The organism is Kibdelosporangium aridum (genome assembly GCF_900176515.1).
Lineage (GTDB): Bacteria > Actinomycetota > Actinomycetes > Mycobacteriales > Pseudonocardiaceae > Kibdelosporangium > Kibdelosporangium aridum.
Genome location: NZ_FWXV01000001.1, coordinates 983,985 through 1,002,188, shown reverse-complemented (window position 1 = coordinate 1,002,188; position 18,204 = coordinate 983,985). Strand labels below are relative to the sequence as shown.

The window sequence follows — 18,204 nt, the reverse complement described above, 5'->3', positions numbered from 1 at the left end:
ACGCTTGCTCGCGCCACAGGCTAGCGGCCTACTAGCTGGTCCGACCTATCCCCCTCCGGCACTTGTGGTGGGGCTAACCCCACCAGGAATCGTCAGTTCTGCACCATGGGTCGGGCACGGTCCGCAGCAATAGCGTCGAGCCACAAACAATCGGCTGAGAAATTGGGGACGGACCGATCATGCTGCGCTTGACGTTACGAACACTGCGTTACCGCAAGGGAGGATTCGTCGCCACCTTCATCGCGTTGTTCTTCGGCGCGGCGATCGTGATGGCATGTGGCGGCCTGATGGAGACCGGCATCCGGACCGCGATCCCGCCGCAGCGGCTCGCCGGCGCGGACGCGGTGATCATCGCCGACCGGTCGATCAGGTTGGCCACCGATGATGTGCCCGATGAGGACGGTGACGTCGACTACGAGTACTCGATGCTCACCGAGGACATCCCGGTGGACGCGAGCGTCGCCGCCAAGGCGTCGGCGGTTGCCGGGGTCGCCCGGGTCGTCCAGGACGTCGCGTTCCCGGTCTCGTTGGCGGGGGCGTCGACGACCGGCCACAACTGGGCATCGGCCTCGCTCGCCGGGCTGGACGGCGCCGCTCCGCGGCAAGGACAGGTCGTCGTGCCCGCGAGTTCGGGCGCGCAGGCCGGCTCCCGTGTGGACATCTCAGTCCGCGGCAAGATCACGCCGTTCACGGTGTCCGGGACGTCCGGTCAGCCGGTCGTCTATTTCGCGGACTCGGACGCACAGCGACTCGGCAAGTTGATGGCCCTCGGGGTCGTGGCAGCACCCGGCACGGACACGTCGGCCCTGGGTGTGCGCCTGGAGGAAGCTCTCGGGACCACGGTGACCGTGCTGACCGGTGATGAGCGGGGCGTGGCGGAGTACCCGAAGGCCGCAGAGCAGAGCGAAATGCTGATCACCCTTTCCGCAGTGTTCGGCGGGTTCGCGGTGATGGTGTCGATGCTGGTCGTGGCCAGTACGTTCAGTGTGTCCGTGCAGCAGCGCAAGCGGGAGATCGCCCTGCTGCGGGCGATCGGCACCACCCCTGGCCAGATCCGCCGGATGATCTTCATGGAAGCGCTGGTGGTGTCGGTGCTGGCCACCCTGGCCGCCTGGTTCCCCGGTGCGCTGGTCGGCGAGTTGCTGTTCGAGCGGCTGGCCGAGTACGGCGTGGCCAGCCCGGTCGTGCAGTTCCACCAGGGCTGGATCCCTTCGATCGTCGGTGTGGGCACGGCACTGCTCGCCGGATTGATCGCCGCACTCGCCGGAGCGCGCCGCGCGTCCCGCACTCGCCCGACCGAAGCCCTCGCCGAGGCCGCGCTGCAGCGCAAGTGGCTCACGCCGGCCCGGCTGATCTTCGCGATCATCTCGTGCGGCGGTGGCGTGGCCTTGGGCATCGTGTCGGTGACGGCGATGTCCGGCCCGATCGCCGCGTCCACCGCAGGTCCGGCCGTGCTCTGCTGGGCCATCGGGTTCACGCTGCTCGCGCCCGGCGCCACCAAGGCTGTGATGGCGTTGCTGCGCCTGCCGATCCGCGCGTTGACGAAGGTCCCAGGCTCCTTGGCGGCCAACAACACTCGTATGCGTGCCGTGAAGCTCGCGTCCGCTGTGGCGCCCGTGATGCTCGCGTCGGGTTTCGCGTTCGCGCAGATCTACACCCAGACAACCTCTGCCGAGTCGGCGCAGCGCGCGTACACCCAGGACCTGCGTGCCGACGCGGTACTGGTCTCCGCAACCGGCGGCTTCTCCCCCGACGTCGTCGACACGGTCCGGTCACTGCCCGGCGTCACGGCGGCATCGGAATGGGTCACCAGCATGGGTTTCATCGAAAGCCCGTACGACCCGGAACTCAGCGACGAGGGCTTGGAACTGCAGGGCATCACCGCGTCGGGCGCCTCGTTGACGGCGGTGCCGGTCGTCTCCGGGGCGTTGAAGGACTTGTCCGGTGACACCATCGCATTGCCTGCGGACCACGCCGCGTCAATGGGACTGGGCGTCGGCGACAAGCTCACCATGCGCTACGGCGACGGTCAGACGAGCCGGGTCACGGTCGTCGCGTTGATCAAACCCCGCCAGGGCTACGAGATCGCGCTGTCGCCCGCGGCCACGCTCGCCCAGCACACGTCCGCGGGCGTGGCCAGGCAGATCATGGTTTCCGGCGACACTTCCGCGGTCGCCGCCCGGTTCCCGAACGACAGGCTCGCCGACCGCTCGACACTGACCGAGGCCTACGCGGCCGACCTGGAGACCCAGGCGATGATCAACTACCTGCTGGCCGGGATGATCATCCTGTACACGGCGATCTCGGTGATCAACACCCTGGTGGTGGAGACCTCCGACCGCCGCAGGGAATTCGGCCTGCTGCGGCTCTCCGGCGCACGTCGTGGCCAGGTGCTGCGGATGGTCGGCGTGGAAGGCGCGGCGATCACCCTCGCCGGTCTGATCCTCGGCACGATCGTCTCCGCGGGAACACTGGTGCCGTTCAGCCTGGCCGCCTTGGACTCCGTCGTACCGTACGGTCCGATTTGGATCTATTTGGCGGTTTCGGCGGCTGCCGGACTGCTGACGATGACCGCGACCATGATCCCGGCGTGGGTCGCGCTGCGGACTCGCCCGGCGGACACGGTCGCCGTGCAGTAAACCGCCGATCAGATCTTGACCTTGGCCGGTTGCTGGACTGGACTGATCGCGCTGACGGGATATGTCGGATCAAGGAGCCAGCGGATGACTGACCATACGATCACCCGACGTAACGCGATCAAGCTGGCGGGAGTGGCCGGACTGCCACTCCCGTCCGCCATGCAGGCCCCTGCCGGCGGCGACGTACTCGCCGTCGTGGAGAAAGGCGACAAACGGCTGGCCTTCTTCGACGCCGGCACCGGACAACGCCTGGCTGAGATTGTCCTGGGGGACTATCCACATGAGCTCGTTGCCGACCGTGAGCGGAAATTCGCGTACGTCGGCCACTACGGCGTGGAGTTCTCGTCGGTGGTCGGGCCGGGCGCGTCGGCGGTGTTCGTCGTCGACCTGCGGGCCCGCAGCCTGGTCCGGACCATCGAGATCGCGCCGTTCAACCGGATCCACGGCGTGGGCATGGACGCCTCGGACCGGCTTTACGTGCTGAGCGAGGAGAAAGCGACCCTGATCGGCTTCGACGCGCCGATCACCGCACCGTCACGGGCGGTCAACACCGGCGGCATCAAGACGCATCTTTTCTCCATCACCCGCGACGGGCAACGTGCGTACGTCACTGGCCTGCTCTCCCACACTGTGAGCCTGGTGCGTCCCTACGACGCCGCCATCGCACCAGTGCTCGTCACGCCAGGGCAACTCCCCGAAAGCTCCTGCCTGAGCACCGACGAACGCACCCTGTACGTGGGTGCGCGGCGCACTCCCGCTGTCGTGGCAGTGGACGCGCGGACCATGCGCGTCCGCGGTGAGATGAAGGTCGCCGGGGATCCGCTGCGGGTGTACACCGTCTCGGACGACCAACTGCTGGTGACCGACCTCGCGAACAAGACGATCTCGATGATCAGCACGGGGTTGCGCCCGATCTGGACGGTCTCGGTGCCCGGTCAGCCGTCCGCGGCCTCGTTCCACCCGACGAAACCGATCGCCTATGTGTCCCTATTGGACACTCAGCGGGTCGCTGTCCTGGACCTGGACCGCAGGCAGATCGTCGGCACCTTCGCCACGCTGCGTCAACCCGACGCGTCGGTGCTGATCCCCGGGTAGGGCGCCTATCGCCTTAAGCGAGTGTTAGGTCTGGCCTTCGCACATTGCCCCGCACGGGGTCCGCGTCCGACGGTGAGGCGGATCACGTGACGAGGAGGTCCGGATGGCGATAGCCAGTCAGGAACGCAAACCGGTCAATGAGCGCCGGGTCATCGGGAATGTCGTCCGAGGATCCATCGGCAATCTCATTGAGTGGTACGACTGGTATGCCTATACGGCGTTCAGCATCTACTTCGCCAGTGCGTTCTTCCCCGCAGGCGACCAGACCGCACAGCTGCTCAACACCGCGGGCATCTTCGCCGTCGGCTTCCTGATGCGGCCCATCGGCGGTTACGTACTCGGGCGGTTCGCCGACCAGTTCGGGCGGCGCAACGCGCTCACGCTCAGCGTGGTCATGATGGCGCTGGGGTCGTTGCTGATCACGGTGACGCCCGGGTACGGCACGATCGGCGTGGCCGCACCGGTCATCCTGCTGATCGCCCGGTTGCTGCAAGGGCTTTCGGTCGGCGGCGAGTACGCCACCTCGGCAACCTATCTGTCCGAAGTGGCCACTCCGCACAAACGCGGCTTCTACTCCAGCTTCCAGTACGTCACGCTGATCTCCGGCCAGCTTGTCGCGCTGGGCCTGCAGATCGTGCTACAGCAGGTGCTCACCGACGACCAGCTGACCACGTGGGGCTGGCGGATCGCGTTCGCCGTCGGCGCGGTCGGCGCGATCGTGGTGATGTGGCTGCGTCGCGGCATGGACGAATCCGAGAGCTACCGGCAGGAGAAGACCAAGTCGCGCGAGCGCGGCACGATCCGCGTGCTTCTGCAGTACCCCAAGGAATGCCTGATCGTCGTGGGCCTCACGCTCGGCGGCACGGTCGCGTTCTACACCTACAGCACCTACCTGAAGAACTTCATGGTGAACACGAGCCACATCGACAAGGGCACGGTCACCTGGATCAACTTCATCGCACTGGCGATCTTCATGGGAGTGCAGCCGCTCGCCGGGCGGTTGTCCGACCGGATCGGCCGGCGGCCGCTGCTGTTGTTCTTCGGCATCGGCGGGGTGATCGCGACCGTGCCGCTGCTGTCGGTCCTGTCCGGCACAAAGAACCCGATCGTGGCATTTCTGCTGATGATGGTGGGCTTGTCGATCGTCACCGGGTACACATCGATCAACGCGATCGTGAAAGCGGAGCTGTTCCCGACCAAGATCAGGGCGCTTGGCGTCGGCCTGCCGTACGCGCTCACCGTGGCCATCTTCGGCGGCACCGCCGAATACGTCGCGCTGGGCCTGAAGACGGCTGGCGTCGAGTCGCTCTTCTACTGGTACGTCTCGGCGTGCATCCTGGTTTCCCTGATCGTGTACTGGACAATGCGGGAGACCTCCCAGTCCTCCGAGCTGGAGAAGACCACGTAAGGACGAATGCCGTGCGGGTGTTGCTCGTCGAAGATGACGACGGTGTCGGCGACGCGCTGACCGAGGCGCTGGCCGCACGCGGTCACGTGCCGACCAGAGTCCGCCGTGGCGCCGACGCGCTCAGCCGCCACCACGAGGCCGACCTGGTCCTGCTCGACCTCGGCCTGCCGGACACGGACGGGCTCGAGGTACTGCGCATGCTCCGCAAAGTCGCGGACGTGCCAGTCCTCGTGCTCACCGCACGCGGTGACGAACGTTCGGTCGTGCGTGGCCTACGGCTCGGCGCGGACGACTACGTGGTCAAGCCGGTGCGGTTGGCCGAACTGCTCGCCCGGATGGACACCATCACCCACCGCGCCGCCGCCCGGTCGAGCACCCCGCACACCAGCGTCGTGCGGGTGTCCGATGTGGAGATCGACATGTCGGCGCGCCGGGTACGCACCGGCGACCAGGAGATCTCCTTGACGACAAAGGAATTCGAGCTGCTCGCGGTGCTCGCCAGGCGGCGGGGCACCGCGGTCAGCCGCCAGCAGCTGATGGACGAGGTCTGGGGCGACGCCTACCTGGCCATCTCGCGCTCGCTGGACGTGCACATGACCCAGTTGCGCGCCAAGCTCAAGCGCCCTGGACTGCTCACCACGATCAGGGGTTTCGGATATCGGCTCGGTGAATGACATGCGGACGCGCCTTTTGGTGGTGCTGCTCCTGATGTCCGCGGCAGCGATCGCGGGCTTCGCATGGCCGTTGCTCGGCAGCACGGCCGCGTCCCGCACGCAGGAGTTGCTGATCTCACGGACCGCGGAGCTCGACCGGTTCGCTGTGCTGGCGCAACACGCTGACGACACCGGCGACACCAGCCAACTGTCCAACGAAATCCGCGCGTACAGCGAGCTCTACGGCGAACCCGTACTCGTCGTAGACGCGCGCAAACGCCAAGTCGTTGCCACGGGAGGGCTGCGCGCGGAGGACGTCCTGCCCTTGATCGACGGAGCCTTGCGCAACCAACCTGGTCCCGCTCCCCCGCAACTTCGGCCGTGGTCGTCCGATCCCCTTCTGCTGGCTCGGCCCGTTGGCGCGGGAACACGGGTTGCGGGTGCAGTGGTGATGCGGGCTTCGGTAACAGCGGCCGCTGCGGATGTCGCTCATGACTGGTTGCTCATCGTCTTGGGCGCGTTGGCCGCCGCGTTGTTGTTCGTATTGCTGGCGTTGGTTGTGTCGCGGTGGGTGCTACGGCCGTTGGCGCAGCTTGAACGTGGCGTACTCGCGTTGACTGCCGGTGAGCAACGCACGCACGTGCCCGCGAGCGCCGGGCCGCGTGAGCTGCGCGCGTTGGGTTCGTCGTTCAACAGGATGTCCGACGCGGTCGCCGAAGCGGCCGAACAGCAACGCAGGCTTGTCGCGGATGCGTCCCACCAGATGCGCAACCCGATGGCCGCGCTCCGGCTGCGCGTGGATTCCCTTGCCGGGCAGGTGAAGCCGGACGGAATGCGGACGTACAACGGCTGTGTCGCCGAGGTCGAACGCATGGAGTCGTTGCTCGACGGCCTGCTCGCGCTGGCGACCGCGGAGAACGTCGCCAACCGCCAGACTCCAGCCGACACGTGCGACGCGGCGACCGTTCTCGTTGAACGGTACGACGCGTGGCACGCGGCCGCCGACCAGGCTTCCGTCGGTATCGAGTTGTCCGATGTGGAGCATTTCATCGTGGCCATGCCGGACACCGAACTCGGCCAAGTCCTGGATGTGTTGCTGGACAACGCCGTCAAGTACGCGGGCACGGGTGCTTCAGTCGCCCTGAGCTGCACTGACGGCACGATCACGGTGTCCGACAACGGCCCTGGTCTGCCAGAAGAGGATCTCGCACTGGCGACCCAGCGGTTCTGGCGCTCCAGCCAAGCCAGCACCCGCGGCACCGGGCTGGGGCTGGCGATCGCGGAGCGCCTGGTCACCGCGCGGGGCGGCGAGATCGTGCTCGAAGCCACCGAACCACACGGCCTCACCGTGCGCGTCACCCTGCCGATGGAGTCCACATGACCGTGACCAGGCGATCAGTGTTGCTCGCCGGCCTCGCAGCGCTCACCGGCTGCGGCACCGGCTACTCCGGTCCATCGAGGACACTGACCATCGCGGCGGGTGAGGAAGGCGGCTTCTACCTCGCCTTCGCCAAGCTCGTGGCCGGGCAGATCACCGCGGCCGAGCCGCGTCTGCAGTGCTCGGCACTGACCACTCAGGCCAGTCAGGCCAATGTGGAGATGGTTCAGGCCGGTCAGGCGGACCTCGCGCTGGTTCTGGCGGACACCGCGCAAACGGCGGTGGCCGGGAACCGTCCATTCACGACACAGGTGCCGTTGCGGGCGCTCGGCCGTGTCTACGAGAACTACATGCAACTCGTGGTGCGGCAGGACGGGCCCGTGCGCGCAATCGCGGATTTGACCGGACGCGCCGTGTCGTTGGGCGCTTCCGGTTCCGGCGCGGCCCTGTTCGGCGACCGTTTGGTCGAGGCAGCGGGCGTGCGGCCACACATCGAGCGCTTGCCACTGGCCGACGCGGTCGCGAGCCTCACCGACGGACGGATCGACGCGTTGCTCTGGTCCGGTGGCGTGCCCACACCCGCACTGGCCGAGTTGGACGGTCGTATCGGAATACTGTTATTGCCGCTGGACGGTGTCGCGCCAAGGCTACGAGCAGGACACGGTCCGGTATACGAGACTGTGGCCGTGCCGTCCGGTGCGTACCAGCACGTGCGGGATGTCCGGACGATCGGCGTGGCCAATCTGCTGGTCTGCGCGCCGTCGCTGCCCGACGAAGTCGCAGGCGCGGTGGTGTCCGTGCTGGTCAGAAGGGCTGCGGAGCTCGTTCCCCAGCAAGCGCTCGGCACGCAGTTCCTGGACGCGCGGACGCTGATCGCGACCGCGGGCGTCCCGCTGCACCCCGGGGCCGCCGACATGTACCGCGACCTGCACGGATAACGGTTTGTAGTTTCAAGATGCCGAACATGGGGACTCCTGGGACCGTAGGAGGAAGTGGTTCACCACCTTGCACTCAAAAGGAGTGTGCGATGACCATTGAAACGATCATCGGCGCGATTGTGATCGGCCTGATCATCGGCGCGCTGGCCAGGCTGATCATGCCCGGCAAGCAGAACATCCCCATCTGGCTGACCATTGTGGTCGGTATCATCGCCGCCTTCCTCGGCAGCCTGGTGGCGCGGTGGGTCGGCGTACAGGACACGGCAGGTATCGACTGGATCGAGCTGCTGTTCCAGCTCGGCGCGGCGATCATCCTCGTCGGCCTGGTGTCGGGCGCGATGGGCAGGCGTGGCGTGAACAGATAGCAACTCCGGACCTGAACGGAAAGGCCGGCTCGGCGGAGCCGGCCTTTCTCACGTGTTCTGCTCGAAAGCCACCGCGAGCCAGTAACAAACCTCATCGTCCACGTCCTCCACAGAGGACAGCGGAATGCGGTGGGTCATCGAGTCGTCCCTGAGCACTTTGGCTGACTGCAACCGAGCAGCGAACCGCTCATGTCCGCCGGACAGATCCACGATGCGCAGCCCGAGATCGACCCGGGTCCTGGTGGTCGGCTTGACCATCGCGAACTTCCGCCGCTTGGTCCGCAGTGTCACGAAAGTCTTGCGGGCCTGCACCTCGACCAGACCCTGGTGCGCGATGCCCACCCCCGCCTCGATCACTTCGTTGAACACCGGCCGGAGGTGTTCCCGGTCAGCGAACTGGTCAGCCACCAGTTCCTCGGCCGTCTTGAGCAGGAAGTCCGGGTAGCCGAAGCGTTCCATGATCAGCAGCTGCTGGGCGTAACCGTTGATGTTGCGGGTCTTGAGCCACTGTTGCAGCTCGTCGCGGGAGGTGATGCCGGTTTCCTTGATCCGGACGTTCCAGTCCTCAACGCCGTGGCCGGTCTGACGCTTGAGCAACTGGGCGGACCACTCGTGCATCTCCCGCCAGTCCTTGGCGTCGACCATGGCCAGGCCTCCCGGGCACCTGGGTTACGGCAGGCGCTGCCCGATGAACAGCGCGCTGGCCGCGGCGCTTATCGCCGCGATGGTGCCCAGTATCAACCATGGCCGACTGGCATCGGCGTCTTTGATCTCATATCCGATTTGTTCACCCAAAGTGTCGTAGACCTTGCGCACTTCCTCAGCGGTGGCTGCCTTGAAGAACTCACCGCCGGAGAGCTTGGCCACCTGCTCGAGCGACTCGTCGTCGACCGGCACAGGCGTTCGTCTGCCGTCGATGTCGACCGTGCCGTCGCTCGTGCCGAACGAGATCGTCGAAATGGGGATCTTCGCATCGGACGCGGCCCTCGCCGCGGTGAACATGCCGCGGGGGTCGTCCTGGTTGTCGGTCGGGATGGTCTGCTTGCCGTCACTCATCAGCACGATCCGCGCCGGCGGTGGGCCTTCCTGGCCGCCGACGACCTGAGAGAAGCTCTCGATCGACTGCAACGCCGAGAAGATCGCCTCACCGGTCGCGGTCGACTGGGCCAGCCGCAGCGTCTCGATCGCCTTCACCACGCCCTGGCGTGACGTCGTCGGCGACACCAGCACGGTCGCTGTCCCGGCGAACGAGATCAGGCCAAGGTTGATGCCCGGTGTCAGGCCGGCCGCGAACGACTTCGCCGCGGCCTGGGCGGCCTCCAACCGGTTCGGCTTGACGTCCGTCGCCTCCATCGACAACGAAACGTCGATCACCAGCATCACGGTCGCACGGTTGCGCGGCACGCGCGCCTCGGCCGTCGGGCCGGCGAGCGCGATCGTGAACAGTGTCAGCGCGGCCAGCAGGAGCGCGATCGGAACGTGCCGCGCTTTACGTGCCCGCTTGGGCGCGACCTTCTCCAGCAACGCGAGGTTGGTGAACCGCATGGTGTTGCGACGCCGCCTGCGCTGCAGCACCACGTATCCGGCGACCAGCCCGGCGACCGCGATCAGCAGCAGGAACCACCATGCGTCGGCGAACCTGCCGAAACTCAATCCCAGGAACATCAGGCAGCACCTCCTCCGGACCAGCCACGTTTGCGGGCCACCACAAACCGCACCGTGTCCGCCACCCAGTCGGAATCCGTACGCAGAACCAGATGTCCCGCACCGGCGCGGCGAATCGCAGCCGCCACGTCGGCACGGTGTTGCGCGGCCGCGGCCGCGAATTCCCGGCGCAGCAAGGGCGTGGCGTGCACCTCGCGCTGGCGGCCGGTCTCCGGGTCGGACAACACGACCGTGCCCACTTCGGGCAGATCGACGTCACGCGGGTCGAGGACTTCGATGGCGATCAGGTCGTGCCGCGCCGAGAGCCCGCGCAGCGCCCGCTGCCAGTTCACGCCCCCGAGGAAGTCGGAGATCACCACGGCCAGCCCGCGCCTGCGCGGCGGGCGGCGCAACTGCTCGATCAATGTGGCCAGGTCGCCGGCCGTCCCTTCGGGAGCCTGTGGCGTCTCCGCGACCTTACGGATCAGCCCACGCGCGTACGCCAGGCCACCACGCGCGGGCACACGGACCGTGTCCTTGCCCGTTGAGATGACCGCGCCGATGCGGTTGCCGCCGCCCCTGGTCAGGTGTGCCACGGCAGCCGTGGCCGCGACGACCAGATCACGCTTCTCGCACGCCGCCGTACCGAAGTCGAGGCTCGGCGACAGGTCAACCGCGAGCCACGTCTCCAGCTCACGGTCCGCGACCGTCTCCCGGATGTGCGGCACGGTAGTCCTCGCCGTGACCGCCCAATCCATCCGGCGCACGTCGTCACCAGGTTGGTAGGGCCGCGCCTCGCCCGGTTCGGTGCCCGGCCCGGGCACCAAGCCGAGGTGGTTGCCCTGCAGCAGGCCGTCCAGCCTGCGTCGGACGTCCAGTTCGAGCAGGCGCAGCCCGGCTTCCATCCGGTCGCCGCGCAGGACCGGCGGCGTCCACGAGGGACGCCCCTCAGCCTGTGCGGTGGTTTCCTTCTCGCTCACGGCCGGGTTGCCACACCCGCCGGTGCATGGTGCCCCTGCGGCGGCGGGGTTTGCTGGGGCCGTGCCGATACCTGCGGCAACGGCACGGTCTGCAGGACACGCGTGATGATGTGGTCCAACGGAACACCGTCAGCCAACGCGTCGTACGACAACACGAGCCTGTGGCGCAGCACATCCGGCACGACGTCCACGACGTCCTGAGGCAGCACGTAGTCACGCCCCCGCACCAACGCGAGCGCCCTCGCGGCAGCGACGATACCCAGGCTGGCACGCGGCGAGGCACCGTACGCGACCCAACCGGCCACGTCCGTCAGGCCGTGCTCGGCGGGTGTCCGCGTTGCCAGGACCAGGCGCACGACGTAGTCCACGAGCGCGTGGTGCACAAACACCTTCGACGCGACGCCCTGCAGGCGCGTCAGCTCGGCGGGCGAGAGCACCTGGTGCGGCTGGGGAGCCTCGACACCCATCCGGTAGACGATCTCGCGCTCTTCCTCGGCCGTCGGGTACTCGACGATGATCTTGAAGAGGAACCGGTCGCGCTGCGCCTCTGGCAGCGGGTACACGCCCTCGTTCTCGATCGGGTTCTGCGTGGCCAGCACGAGGAACGGGTCCGGCATCGGGAAGGTCTTGCCGCCGATGGACACGTGCCGCTCGGCCATCACCTCGAGCATCGCCGACTGCACCTTGGCCGGTGCGCGGTTGATCTCGTCGGCGAGCACGAAGTTCGCCACCACCGGCCCGAGCTCCACGTCGAAGGACTCCGAGCCCTGCCGGTAGATCCGCGTGCCGAGGATGTCGGCGGGCACCAGGTCAGGGGTGAACTGCACGCGGGAGAACGATCCGCCGACCACGCGCGCGAACGTCTCGACCGCCAGTGTCTTGGCGACACCGGGCACACCTTCCAGCAGCAGGTGGCCCTTGGCCAGCAGCCCGACCAGCATCCGCTCGACAAGCCGGTCCTGCCCGACGATCACCCGCTTGACCTCGAACACGGTGCGTTCGAGCAGCTGCGCGTCAGTGGCCGGGGTACTCGTCCCAGCCTCGGGTTCCGTCACGGGCCAACCTCCAACAAGACACGGTTATCCACCGGGTCCCATCGAATCCGATCAGCGGTATGACCTCTGTGAAGACGGCACGTGGCATGATCAACCGATCGGGGCCGTCACGGCTCGAAGTGCTCAACCGGAACGACTCGCAGGGTGGTCGCGGCTTTGAACAGGTCGTTGTCCGGTACCGAAGCGCCGGGCCGGAACTCGACGATCTGACTGCCCTTGCGGGCCAGATATGTGCCCTGCGAGGTCCGCCAGACGTCCGGGGCGAGGAGCGTGCACGGTTCTGGAATCCTCGACCCCATCAGGTCGCAGTCGGTGGGCGGGTCGAAGTCTGCGGGCGTCAACTGCTGGGTGACCTCGATGTTGACCGCCGACGAGGTGTTCTCGTCTGCCGACCTTGGCCGCAACCGGTAGTAGACGCGCGGGGTGAGTTCGTTGGCAGCACCGGCCGCTTGGATCCGGTAGTCCGGCATGTCCGGTGCCAAGAGCGGGCGGGTGTAGGCACGCAGTTCGTCCTCCCGCCACCAGTCCCAGGACTCACCCGTGTCGTTCACGGCCACCGGCCTGAACAGGAAGAGCGCGGCGACGGCGGCCCCGACGGCGATCCGTCCCCAACTCGGCAGGCGGGGCGCGGTGACCAGCGCTGCGGCGGCATACCCGGCCGTCCCGAAGAACACCGGCTTGAAGAGCTCCAGAACGTCGACCGCACCGAGGAACTCCCACCACGCCCAGACCGCCAACGGTCCGAGCAGCGCCACCTGCCCGGCCTTCTCGACCTTCGCGGCGCGCAGCAGCGGCCACGCCATGATCACACAGAACGCCAGCGCCAACGGTGTCAAAATGATGAGCCAACCCAAGCGCCCCAAGCCGTCGCCCAGGACGCCTTCCGACGTGATCAGAGCGATCAGCCCGACGTACACCAGGCCGAGCCCGGCGCCGATGCCGGCAGCGATCGCACAGCGAACGCCCACCCCAGGCTTGCTGTCGGCCGAAGCGGCGGTTTGCTCAAGCGTCACAGGCGAATCATCGCGGCATGCGGCCAAGCGAGTCTTGAGTAGGACTACTCGTGGAGAATTCAGTCGCGCTGCAAATGATCATCGACTCGGGCGATCGCGGTACCTCCGGCCAAACTTGACACAGCCTGACAATTTTGTGTCGTACAAGCTGCGCAAGACCGTAGAGCTACCCACATGAATGTGTAGTGGACTACACTCAGCCGCATGGTGGTCAGCACACCGCTTCATATCGTGGACTTCCTCACCGATGACCAGCGCCAAGCCCTCGAGGCGTTGGGCAAGCCGGTTGTCTACCCTCCTGGCGCCACCGTGTACTGGGAAGGACAGCCGGCCCGGTCGGTGCTGATGATCCGCAAGGGCAGCGTCAAAGTCAGCCAGCGAGGCCCTGACGGCACCGAGGTCCCGTTGGCGATCCGAGGCGTGAACGAGATCATCGGCGACGAAGGCGTGTTGATGGGCGAGGTGCGATCGGCCACGTTGACAGCCGTCACGGTGGTCGAAGGACTCGACATCGCCGCCGACGACATCCTGCGGTTCGTCGAAGACAACCACCTCTGGCCGATGATGTACCGGGCGGCGGTCTACCGGCGCAGGCAGATCGAGGAGCAGAACCTGCTCGGCAGGCTCGACGTGCGCGGCAGGCTGGTCAACTGGTTGCTCGACCTGAAGAACAAGATCGGCCAGCAGGCGCAGGACGGCAGCTGGACCATCGAATCGACGTTGTCCCAGCAGGAGATCGCCGGGTGCATCGGCGCGTCACGGGACGCGGTGGCCGTGGAACTGCGCAAGCTGAGGGCTCGCGGCCTGATCACCACGGCACGCCGCCGGATCGTGCTGCACGACTTGGCGGGGTTGCAGGATGACTCGCCGCCATCCACGGGTTGATGACCGATGACCGGATATCTCCTGGCTGTGCACCGCTCGATCGTGGTCGTCGACGTGGCGGGGTTCTGCAGCCGCGAGCGGACCAACGAGCATCAACTCACCGTGCGGCGCAGTCTTTACGAGATCCTCGGCAAGGCATTCGGCAATGCCGGCGTGCCGTGGACCGAGTGCGACCATGAGGACCGTGGCGACGGTGCGCTCGTGCTGGTCCCTCCGACCATCAGCAAGACCACTTTGGCCGCATCGTTGCCCACCGAGTTGGTCGCGGCGCTGCGGCAGCACAACCGCAGGCATTGCCCGCAAGAGCAGATTCGGTTGCGGATGTCCTTGCACGCTGGCGAAGTCGTCTACGACAAGCACGGAGTCGTTGGCAGGGCGGTCAATCACGCGTTTCGCCTAGTAGATGCCCGGGTCCTGCGCGAGGCACTCGCCGCTTCGGCCGACCCGCTGGCGATCATCGCCTCATCGTGGTTCTTCGACGAGGTCATCTGGCACAGCGACACCGCCAATCCACGCGCCTACCAGGAAGTTCACGTACGCAGCAAGGAAACCGACGTCACCGCCTGGATCCACCTCCCCGACTCGGACGTTGCCGCGTAGCGACATCGGTTCCCTCAGAGCAGGCGGGTCACGTACGGCACCAGACCTCCATACCGCACTGATGTGATGCGCACACGAGACCCCGAATACGGCGCCTCCACCATCTGGCCGTTACCGATGTACAGCGCCACGTGATGGATGCGGCCACCGGTCGCCCAGAACAACATGTCGCCCGGCGCCATCTGCGACAACGGCAACTGTCTGCCCGCCTTGGCCTGATAACCGCTGTAGTGCGGCAGTTTGATCCCTACACCGGCGAACGCGTAGATCATCAGCCCCGAACAGTCGAAGCCGACTTTCGCGTAGTCCCCGAACGAGTCCGCGACGCCGCCGTCACGGATCCCCCTGGTCGGGCCGTTGGCGTTGCCGCCGCCCCACGCGTACGGGACGCCCAACTGAGAGATCGCGCGTGCGATCACGACTGCTGCCGCGCCACCCGAGATCGGCGGGCGGCCGGGAGCGGGCCGGCTGGGTTTCGCGCCGGTACCCGGTCGCTGTGCCGCGGCGGCCGCGGCCTTCGCGCGTTCCTCGTCCTCGCGCTGTTTTGCCCGCTGCCACTCCTGGTAGCGCTGCAACTGCGATTCGAGACCGCCGACTTTCGCTTGCGCCTCAGCGAGTTCCTTCTCGGTCTGTTCGCGGAACGCTTCGATCTGCGCTGCTTCGCCTGCCTGGTCGCGGCGCGCCTGCTCGGCGATGGCGGTGGCACGGTCGGCGGCTCGTTTGGCGCTTTCCGCTTCGGCTTGCTTCTCGGCGGCCAGGTTCAGCGCCGCACGGGCGCGTGAGTCCTTATTGGCCTGTTCGACCCGGGCGCGCTGCATGCGATCGAGTGCGTCGAGTTGGCTTCCGCTCACCGCGTTCAGAAATGCGGCGCGGTCCAGCAGATCCTTCGGGCTGGTCGCGCCGAAGAACGCTGTCATGGAACCGACTGTGCTGCCTTGCCGGAAGCTCGCGGCGGCGAAGTCGTCGACGTCCTTGTGCACCTTCTCGATCGCCGCACTCGAGGCGTCGGCTTCCTGTTTGGCCGCGGCTGCGTCAGCGCGCGCCTTCGCGGCGACGTCACGGGCGGTGTCGAGGTCGACGAGCGCCTTGTTGGCGTCCTCCATCTTGACCTCGACCACGGCCTGCAGTTCGACCAGTTTGGACTCCGCGTCGGCCAGCTTGCTGGTCAGCTCACCGACCTTGCCCGCCTTGGCGTCCCTGTCCGCCTTGCTGTCCTGTACTTCCTGGTCGCTCGGCTTCGGCGGCGGTGGCGGCACGGCGAAAGCCGGTGCCGGCACGGCGAACGCGAGCATCGTGAGGATCGGGATGGCCGCTCGACGGACCCGCACGGCGCCTCCTTCTCAATCACCACTTTCGTCACAACAAATACTTGTCGTAACAGTGACAACTTAGTCACCGTGCATCACAAAGTCCTGTTTGGACAGGCGGGACGTGCGAATTCGACCCGAAAGGGGGATACCGGGGTGGTCTTTGGCACGATCATCCGGTGCGGACATCCATGCCCCGGATCGGGGCCGCAGGGGCAGCCGTCGGCCTCGGACTCGTCGTGCTCGGCACGTTCCTGGCCTGGGTCCGGTCGGGCACCGCGTACTACACGAGCTACCAATCGCTGGGGATACTGCGACATCTAGGCGCGTTGGACATCGTCCCGCAGTTGCGTGTGCTGTTCGACGTCTGGTTCGCCGTAATACCGACGGCGGCGATCACGATTGCAATGTACGCTCTGCGCCTACGCCGGACGGCCGCGGTGCTGGCGGTCATTCTGGCGTTGTTGATGGGAACGATATCGGGGGCTGCCGCCGTCCAAGGGGATGACAAGGACGGTCTGATCGGCATCGCGAGCACTGGACCAGTGGTGACACTGGCGGGGTCGGTGCTGGGACTCGCCGGGGCAGTGATCGTCCTCGTCACGCAGCGAAAACGGGTGAAACAGCACCATCGATCTGGAGGAACCCTGTGACTTATCCGCCTTCCGGCGGCCAGTGGCAGCCGAACGACCCGAACCAGCCGAGCGGCGGGTTCCCGGCACAGCCTGGCGGCTACCCGCAACAGCAGGGATACCCCCAGCAGAACCCTGGCCAGCCGGATTACGGGCAGCAAGGCTATGGCCAGCCTGGTTACCCGCAGCAGCCTGGTTACCCGCAGCAGCCTGGTTACCCGCAGCAGGGTTACGGCCAGCAGGGCGACCAGCAACAGCCTGGTTACCAGCAGCAGGGCTACCCGCAGCAGCCCGGTTATCCGCAGCAGGGATACGGCCAGCAGGGATACGGCCAGCCCGAGTACGGCATGCCGCCGCAGCCGCCGCAGAAGAAGAAGACCGGGCTGATCGTCGGCGCACTCATCGCCGTCGTCGCGCTGGTCGCCGGTGGCCTGGTGTACTTCCTGGCGATCCGGCAGAGCGACAGCGTCGCCGAGGGCGCGCCGACGCCTGCCGCGGCCGCGCAGAACCTGGTCGACAAGATCAACGCGGGTGACGTCGCCGGCCTGCTCACCGTGCTGCCGCCCGGCGAGGCCGCGCTGATGCGTGACACCAACACCCAGGTGAACAACGAGCTCAAGCGGCTGGGTATCTACAAGCAGGACGCCGACCCGAACAAGATGGGCGCGGTGAAGGCGACCGGGCTGAAGTTCGACGAGGCCCGCAAGCAGAAGATCAACGATCACCTTGAGATCAACATGCTGGTCGAGGGCCAGTTGGAGATCAACTCCGACATGCGCGACCAGCCGTTCACCGAGAAGTTCCTCGACCAGGCCTTCCCCAACGGCATCGACACCGCGGCGAAGACCCAGAAGATCGACATCGCCAAGACCGTGCGGGAGATGGGCGAGCCGATCCGGATCGCCACAGTCAAGGTCGACGACGAGTGGTACCCGAGCCTCTTCTACACGATCGCGGACTACGCACTGCTGGCCGGCAAGCAGAAGTGGCCGGCCACCCCGGTCGCGGCCAACGGCGCGGGCAGCCCCGAGGAAGCGGTGAAGCAGTTCGCCGGGGCGATCGTGGACGCCAACATCCAGCGGCTGATCGAGCTCACCCCGCCGGACGAGATGGGCGCGCTGCACGACGCGGGCCCGGCGTTGCTCCAGGCGATCGGCAATCCAGAGCCGACCGGCGCGAAGATCAACAAGTTCGAGGTCGACACGAAGGACGCCACCGGCGGCACCAAGGTCACGATCAGGGAAATCGACCTGACCGTCGAGGGTGAGCAGTACCGGATCACGCGCCAGGGCGACTGCTACGAGACCTCCGGCGAGGGCAAGACCCAGCGCTTCTGCGCGGCCGACGCGGCGACGGAGATCAGCCAGAGCGGCATGCCGCCCGCGGCCACCACGGCTATCACGCACATCGTCGAGAGCGTGTTCAAGGACGGTGTCGGCGTGATCGCCACCGAGGTCGACGGCAAGTGGTACGTCAGCCCGGGCCGTAGCTTCTTCGAACTGGGCCTGCAGATCCTCCGCGGCCTGCAGCCCGGCGACGTCGAGGCGCTGCTCAAGGGCATCAAGTAGGTCCCGCGGAAAGGTCCCGCACCGGCGTGGTGCGGGACCTTTCG

General features: G+C 66.9%; 17 protein-coding genes. 11 read left to right on the top strand and 6 right to left on the bottom strand.

Annotation, left to right across the window (positions count from 1 at the left end; all coding sequences use genetic code 11):
* Positions 1 to 179: 179 nt before the first annotated feature.
* The 7 genes from B9C43_RS04170 (at position 180) to B9C43_RS04140 (ending at position 8,476) form a co-directional block, all read left to right on the top strand.
* Positions 180 to 2,639 (top strand): FtsX-like permease family protein, encoded by a 2,460-nt coding sequence (locus tag B9C43_RS04170; RefSeq protein ID WP_084424687.1) that lies wholly within the window; start codon positions 180 to 182, stop codon positions 2,637 to 2,639.
* Between the two features lie 84 nt (positions 2,640 to 2,723).
* A complete protein-coding gene (locus tag B9C43_RS04165; protein ID WP_084424686.1) occupies positions 2,724 to 3,734 on the top strand; it encodes a YncE family protein in 1,011 nt (336 codons plus the stop codon).
* A 103-nt stretch (positions 3,735 to 3,837) separates the two neighbouring features.
* Positions 3,838 to 5,142 carry an MFS transporter gene (locus B9C43_RS04160; RefSeq protein WP_084424684.1) on the top strand — a complete coding sequence of 435 codons (1,305 nt, stop codon included), beginning with the start codon at positions 3,838 to 3,840 and terminating at the stop codon, positions 5,140 to 5,142.
* 11 nt (positions 5,143 to 5,153) lie between these two features.
* A complete protein-coding gene (locus tag B9C43_RS04155; RefSeq protein WP_033393540.1) occupies positions 5,154 to 5,816 on the top strand; it encodes a response regulator transcription factor in 663 nt (220 codons plus the stop codon).
* A 1-nt stretch (position 5,817) separates the two neighbouring features.
* Positions 5,818 to 7,176 carry a sensor histidine kinase gene (locus tag B9C43_RS04150; protein WP_084424682.1) on the top strand — a complete coding sequence of 453 codons (1,359 nt, stop codon included), beginning with the start codon at positions 5,818 to 5,820 and terminating at the stop codon, positions 7,174 to 7,176.
* Positions 7,173 to 8,111 (top strand): TAXI family TRAP transporter solute-binding subunit, encoded by a 939-nt coding sequence (locus B9C43_RS04145; protein WP_084424680.1) that lies wholly within the window; start codon positions 7,173 to 7,175, stop codon positions 8,109 to 8,111. The genes B9C43_RS04150 and B9C43_RS04145 overlap by 4 nt, the downstream gene beginning before the upstream one ends.
* Positions 8,112 to 8,200: 89 nt before the next feature.
* Complete coding sequence (locus B9C43_RS04140; protein WP_084424678.1) at positions 8,201 to 8,476, top strand: GlsB/YeaQ/YmgE family stress response membrane protein; 276 nt, start codon at positions 8,201 to 8,203, stop codon at positions 8,474 to 8,476.
* A gap of 48 nt (positions 8,477 to 8,524) precedes the next feature.
* Here B9C43_RS04140 and B9C43_RS04135 read toward each other — a convergent pair whose 3' ends face one another.
* The 5 genes from B9C43_RS04135 to B9C43_RS04115 form a co-directional block, all read right to left on the bottom strand.
* Positions 8,525 to 9,121: a DUF5655 domain-containing protein gene (locus B9C43_RS04135; RefSeq protein ID WP_143446103.1), complete on the bottom strand. Its 597-nt coding sequence runs from the start codon at positions 9,119 to 9,121 to the stop codon at positions 8,525 to 8,527.
* A gap of 24 nt (positions 9,122 to 9,145) precedes the next feature.
* Positions 9,146 to 10,141, bottom strand: a complete 996-nt coding sequence (locus B9C43_RS04130) for a VWA domain-containing protein (protein WP_380142994.1) — start codon at positions 10,139 to 10,141, stop codon at positions 9,146 to 9,148.
* A complete protein-coding gene (locus tag B9C43_RS04125; RefSeq protein WP_084425577.1) occupies positions 10,141 to 11,025 on the bottom strand; it encodes a DUF58 domain-containing protein in 885 nt (294 codons plus the stop codon). Before B9C43_RS04125 ends, B9C43_RS04130 begins: the two co-directional genes overlap by 1 nt.
* Before the next feature lie 71 nt (positions 11,026 to 11,096).
* Entirely contained in the window at positions 11,097 to 12,155 is a 1,059-nt protein-coding gene (locus B9C43_RS04120) for an AAA family ATPase (RefSeq protein ID WP_033393550.1), read from the bottom strand.
* 107 nt (positions 12,156 to 12,262) lie between these two features.
* Positions 12,263 to 13,168, bottom strand: coding sequence for a hypothetical protein (locus B9C43_RS04115; protein ID WP_084424674.1), 906 nt, complete (start codon positions 13,166 to 13,168; stop codon positions 12,263 to 12,265).
* Between the two features lie 204 nt (positions 13,169 to 13,372).
* On the opposite strand from B9C43_RS04115, the gene B9C43_RS04110 reads away from it, so the two are divergent.
* Positions 13,373 to 14,053, top strand: coding sequence for a Crp/Fnr family transcriptional regulator (locus tag B9C43_RS04110; protein ID WP_033393552.1), 681 nt, complete (start codon positions 13,373 to 13,375; stop codon positions 14,051 to 14,053).
* 6 nt (positions 14,054 to 14,059) lie between these two features.
* On the top strand, positions 14,060 to 14,653 hold the full coding sequence (locus B9C43_RS04105; protein ID WP_051897996.1) for a nucleotidyl cyclase domain-containing protein: 594 nt from the start codon (positions 14,060 to 14,062) through the stop codon (positions 14,651 to 14,653).
* A gap of 14 nt (positions 14,654 to 14,667) precedes the next feature.
* Here the strand turns inward: B9C43_RS04105 and B9C43_RS04100 are convergent, their stop codons facing one another.
* The gene (locus tag B9C43_RS04100) at positions 14,668 to 15,981 is read right to left on the bottom strand and encodes an NlpC/P60 family protein (protein ID WP_407657064.1); all 1,314 of its coding nucleotides are present in this window, start codon (positions 15,979 to 15,981) and stop codon (positions 14,668 to 14,670) included.
* A 158-nt stretch (positions 15,982 to 16,139) separates the two neighbouring features.
* Here B9C43_RS04100 and B9C43_RS04095 point away from each other — a divergent pair, with 158 nt between their 5' ends.
* Positions 16,140 to 16,613, top strand: coding sequence for a hypothetical protein (locus B9C43_RS04095; protein ID WP_143446102.1), 474 nt, complete (start codon positions 16,140 to 16,142; stop codon positions 16,611 to 16,613).
* Positions 16,610 to 18,160, top strand: a complete 1,551-nt coding sequence (locus B9C43_RS57415) for a flagellar basal body-associated FliL family protein (RefSeq protein ID WP_200825416.1) — start codon at positions 16,610 to 16,612, stop codon at positions 18,158 to 18,160. Before B9C43_RS04095 ends, B9C43_RS57415 begins: the two co-directional genes overlap by 4 nt.
* The last annotated feature ends 44 nt before the right edge of the window (positions 18,161 to 18,204 follow it).

Excerpts from the sequence above, each read along its gene's own strand:
- B9C43_RS04170 (WP_084424687.1), top strand. The coding sequence starts at position 180 with ATGCTGCGCTTGACGTTACGAACACTGCGTTACCGCAAGGGAGGATTC.
- B9C43_RS04165 (WP_084424686.1), top strand. The coding sequence starts at position 2,724 with ATGACTGACCATACGATCACCCGACGTAACGCGATCAAGCTGGCGGGA.
- B9C43_RS04160 (WP_084424684.1), top strand. The coding sequence starts at position 3,838 with ATGGCGATAGCCAGTCAGGAACGCAAACCGGTCAATGAGCGCCGGGTC.
- B9C43_RS04150 (WP_084424682.1), top strand. The coding sequence starts at position 5,818 with ATGCGGACGCGCCTTTTGGTGGTGCTGCTCCTGATGTCCGCGGCAGCG.
- B9C43_RS04145 (WP_084424680.1), top strand. The coding sequence starts at position 7,173 with ATGACCGTGACCAGGCGATCAGTGTTGCTCGCCGGCCTCGCAGCGCTC.
- B9C43_RS04140 (WP_084424678.1), top strand. The coding sequence starts at position 8,201 with ATGACCATTGAAACGATCATCGGCGCGATTGTGATCGGCCTGATCATC.
- B9C43_RS04135 (WP_143446103.1), bottom strand. The coding sequence starts at position 9,121 with ATGGTCGACGCCAAGGACTGGCGGGAGATGCACGAGTGGTCCGCCCAG.
- B9C43_RS04130 (WP_380142994.1), bottom strand. The coding sequence starts at position 10,141 with ATGTTCCTGGGATTGAGTTTCGGCAGGTTCGCCGACGCATGGTGGTTC.
- B9C43_RS04125 (WP_084425577.1), bottom strand. The coding sequence starts at position 11,025 with ATGGAAGCCGGGCTGCGCCTGCTCGAACTGGACGTCCGACGCAGGCTG.
- B9C43_RS04110 (WP_033393552.1), top strand. The coding sequence starts at position 13,373 with ATGGTGGTCAGCACACCGCTTCATATCGTGGACTTCCTCACCGATGAC.
- B9C43_RS04105 (WP_051897996.1), top strand. The coding sequence starts at position 14,060 with ATGACCGGATATCTCCTGGCTGTGCACCGCTCGATCGTGGTCGTCGAC.